General features: G+C 38.8%; 3 protein-coding genes. 1 reads left to right on the top strand and 2 read right to left on the bottom strand.

Translation table 11 applies throughout. The features are described 5' to 3' along the window. Positions 1-156: 156 nt before the first annotated feature. Entirely contained in the window at positions 157-1938 is a 1782-nt protein-coding gene (locus ACOVQ4_RS23675) for a hypothetical protein (protein WP_421823053.1), read from the bottom strand. 184 nt (positions 1939-2122) lie between these two features. On the opposite strand from ACOVQ4_RS23675, the gene ACOVQ4_RS23670 reads away from it, so the two are divergent. Beyond that, positions 2123-2479, top strand: coding sequence for a transmembrane 220 family protein (locus tag ACOVQ4_RS23670; protein WP_421823052.1), 357 nt, complete (start codon positions 2123-2125; stop codon positions 2477-2479). Positions 2480-2635: 156 nt separating this feature from the next. Here ACOVQ4_RS23670 and ACOVQ4_RS23665 read toward each other — a convergent pair whose 3' ends face one another. Then, complete coding sequence (locus tag ACOVQ4_RS23665; protein WP_421823051.1) at positions 2636-3730, bottom strand: MBL fold metallo-hydrolase; 1095 nt, start codon at positions 3728-3730, stop codon at positions 2636-2638. Positions 3731-4217: the final 487 nt, after the last annotated feature.

Below are 4217 nucleotides of genomic sequence, written 5' to 3'. Positions count from 1 at the left end.
AAGCCGATACCTGAAAGCCCTAAGCATAATCTTAAATTTTATTTTGCCCACTAACGTATGAAAATGAGAAAATAAAAGGCATAGAAATTCATTTTTGAAGTAAGAAATAATGCTTCAACCCTGAACCTCTATGCCTTTTCAAAATTAATCAGTTATCTATCTTGGTCCACGTGAGCGACCGCCTCCACCGCCATTCGAGCTTTGGCCACCGCCATTTCCTGAGCCACCGCTGCTACGCCCGCCACCCGAGTTTCCACCACCAAACGAACCACCGCCGTTATATGAACCACCGCTTCGGCCAGCTTCAGTGCCTGAGCGCCCGCCACCCGAGTTTCCACCGCCAAACGAACCACCGCCGTTATATGAACCACCGCTTCGGCCAGCTTCAGCGCCCGAGCGTCCTCCACTATTTCCTCCATAAGGGCTACCTCCTCCATTACCATTGTAAACTCCATTATTGGCACTATTGTTACCTCCGTAATTTCCACCTCTATCAGAGTTGTTTCCTCCGCGATTGCCTCCATTGTTGCTGTAGTCTCTCCAGCTATTCACATTACCATCAGAAGGACGTTCGGCGTTTCCACTTCGTGGGCTATATCCTCCGCCTCTGCCATTGTTATAATCTCCGTTTGAGCGACTACTGTTGCCGTAGTTACCACGATTACTATAATTGTAATCATTGCCACGGTTGCCCCCTCCATAATTTGGGTTTGAATTGCGGTAATAACCGTTGTTTGAGCGACCGTTATTGCTGTAATATCTATCACGGTCATAATTGCGGTATGGCATAGGGCGACCAGCATAGTAATAACGACTAGGGCGACCATAATAATAGTTTACATAATTACGATAATAATTACCAAACGAGCCATAAAGAACAGGGTAACGACGATAATAGCCACCATAATAGAACCAGTCTGCAAAGCCATAAGAAGCATATCCATAAAGCCCAACGCTTCCTATGCCAAATGAAAAACGGAAATCATACCAGTAAGAGCTTGGATACCAGAGTGGCGTTGTGTACCAGTAAGGATAACCGCACCAGTATGAATAAGGATTTGAATAATATACACGACTAGGATTGGTGTTGTAATAGTTATTCGTAATATAAACGTCTTGATCACGGTTGGGCAAAACGTAATTATTACTTTGTGCATATTCCTCAGCAGCTTGGTCTAGTTCTTTGGCTGCATCTGGGTTATCATTGAGCTTTTTCTTGTATTCAGCCACATCATACTGACGTTGTGCCACCATCGAGTCATGTAATTCGGCTAATTCTTTGTTCAAACCTTCACGGTCGTTTGTATAGCGTTCGCCCAAACGAGCAGTCAACTCTCTATTATCAGACATTAATGACATTACGTCAGGATAATTGGCCAATTGACGAAAAGCCGATTGTGTACTAGGGTCGAGGCTTTGAATCATTTGCTGATACTCTTGGTCAGCATTCTGATTCAACTGATAGATTTGAACAATCACGTCTCGGTTGCTGCGGTATAATGACCAAGCATTATCCTTGAGAATTGAGCTAGTATTTGATACCAAATCTTCAACATCAGTACGGCGAAGATTGGTGTTTGTGGCAAAAGTGTTCAAAACATTTGGATAACGAGTTACCTCATAAAAGTACCCTTGTTCTTTTTGACTAAAACCTTTGATTAAATCTTGAAAAGATTTTTGGCTTCGTGTACGGATTTGTTGCGCTCTGTCTAAAACACTCTGATTTTGACTAGCCATCAATATCGATTGACGGACATCGGAGCTGTAAGGGGCAATAGACTGCAAAAGCCCTTTGTCAGTTTCGAGTTGATTATTTTGTGAAAAAATGAGTGTTTTCGTTACTAAAATCAGTAAAGCCGAAAGTATAAAGCGATAGTACCAATAGTTTGTTTTCTCTATGGTTAATGCTAAAGTTGCTGATTGAGATTGAACTTCCATGGGCTGTGTCATTCTAAAAAATGATAATTTACTCTTATAACGAAATTGTGTTCGTTTTTCTTCGGAAATATGAGGGGAATCTTTTTAAATTTAAAGTCCTTAACAATCATTAACAATAAGTGTCGATGAATGTGGTGTAATTGTAAACTATCTGATTTTCACAAATATCCCTTTACTCAAAACAATGAAATATTTAGCCTTGCTTTTTGCCTTGATTTTTTTGCTATTCGCTGGTTGGCAATATAATGATCCTGATCCCATACTGTGGATTCCTGTGTATTTGGTACCTGTGTATGTATGTGTACAAGCGTTTAGAGGAAAATATAATACAGAGTTGTTGGTAGTTCTAACGATTATGTCTTTTGTGGCAGGACTCAATACTTGGTTGCAGATGACAGCTTGGGAAGGCTTTTTCTCAGAAGGGGAGGGGATTTCTATGAAAACCATGAACCAAGAATTGGCACGTGAAGCGTGTGGTTTATGGATTTGTACTGGTACCTATGTGGTATTTTTACTGAAAAGTATGTTGGGTAGGCTTTAGGCTTTCAGCCGTAGGCATTAGGAAGAAAGGCTTTCGTGAAAAAGGCGTTCGAAAATCCATTTCGAACGCCTTTTTTGATATTAATGTGTTCTAATCTTTTAGACGCAAAGCATTGCGTCTCTACAATTAAAAATAATCACTCATTCACTCAATGGGTTATTCTACCTCTTTCCACCAAGGATTTTGTAATAATGAACCGTTTATAACGACTGGTTCGCCAATTCTTGGATTGGTAAATGGTAATCCAAGTTCTTTTGCTGATTTGGTTACACGCTCGATAGGTTCTTTCCATGGGTGCAATGCTAAGCTAAATTTACTCCAGTGAACAGGCATGAGGACTTTGGTATTCAAATCTTTTGCCGCTTGAGTTACCTCTTCTGGCATCATGTGAATGTATTTCCAGAAATAGTTATACTGACCACATTCTAAAATAGCCAAATCAAAGCTTCCGAATTTCTCTCCGATTTGTTTGAAGTGCGAATCATATCCTGAATCACCCCCCAAATATAATTGCTCTGTAGGAGTCTTTAAAACATAGGATGACCATAGAGCCAAATTACGTGTAAACTTACGTCCAGAGAAATGTCTGGCAGGTGTAGACGTGATTTCGAAACCTTCCAAAGGCTGTGTATTTTGCCACCATTCTAGTTCGATAATATTGTCAGGATTAAAACCCCAATATTCTAAATGCTGACCAGTACCTAAAGACGTTACGACTTTCTTAACTTTAGGTTTTAAAGCGGTAACCGTTGGATAGTCCAAATGATCGTAGTGGTCATGCGTAATCAACAATATATCAATTTCGGGCATATCTTCTACACTGTACACATTACTTCCATTGTAGTTTTTACCAAAAAAAGAAACAGGAGAAGCATTACCACTAAATACTGGGTCGACCAAAATATTTTTTCCATTGGTATGAATCAAATAGGAAGAATGACCAAACCAAATAATTTGTGTGCTATCGTTCGATAGGTTTTTAAGATCAGTTTTTATAGAGGGAATAGTCTGCTGTGGCTCTTTATTGGGGATGGTTTGGAGCTGAGCTTTGATGATATCCCAATAGGAAACTCCCTCAGCTAAAGCAGGCGTGGGGCTCAGATTTTGAAAAGCACCATCTTTGTAATACGGTGATTGTTGAATACGTTCAAGTCTTTTTCCTTGTGGTTCTTGTCCAAATTGTGCTTGTTGCATAAATACATAAATTCCTAGCGCAACAACTACCAGAAATATCAGTACGTAAATAATCATTTTTTTAAGTTTTTGTAACATAGAGAAAGAGTTCGATATCTCAGTAATAAAAGTTTTAACTACTTGATTTTAAGCATTGCTATCGACGAATTATTACTTCGCTTAAGTACAGACAAAATAAAGTGAATTTGAGTTCAAGGATAATGAATAAAAATTCATTTTTATTTTTTCGAGTGAAAAATTTATTCGCTAACAGTATATCATTTATTTGTATTGACACATGATTAGAAGGAAAGTGTGTCGTAGTTGAGATTACTGGACAAAACGACTAAAAGCATTCAGTAGTTTTGATTTCGTTAGTCAATTTTATTTTAACAGTTTTAAACTGAAAAAAACGTAAGTCCAAGACTAAGTCTTGAACTAGGAATTTCAATTTTATCTAGTGATTATTCTAGCCGTAGAGACGTAATATATTACGTCTTAAGCCAAGTCAGGCATCGTCCCGTAACATAAAAAAGCGGTCAGAAATTATTTTTCCGACCGCTTT

The sequence above is a fragment of the Flectobacillus sp. genome (genome assembly GCF_049240685.1).
Taxonomy (GTDB): Bacteria; Bacteroidota; Bacteroidia; order Cytophagales; family Spirosomataceae; genus Flectobacillus.
This window is presented reverse-complemented; position numbering and strand designations above follow the sequence as displayed.

Bases quoted from the DNA above. Each gene is read 5' to 3' on its own strand.
- ACOVQ4_RS23675 (WP_421823053.1), bottom strand. From the start codon at position 1,938: ATGGAAGTTCAATCTCAATCAGCAACTTTAGCATTAACCATAGAGAAA.
- ACOVQ4_RS23670 (WP_421823052.1), top strand. From the start codon at position 2,123: ATGAAATATTTAGCCTTGCTTTTTGCCTTGATTTTTTTGCTATTCGCT.
- ACOVQ4_RS23665 (WP_421823051.1), bottom strand. From the start codon at position 3,730: ATGATTATTTACGTACTGATATTTCTGGTAGTTGTTGCGCTAGGAATT.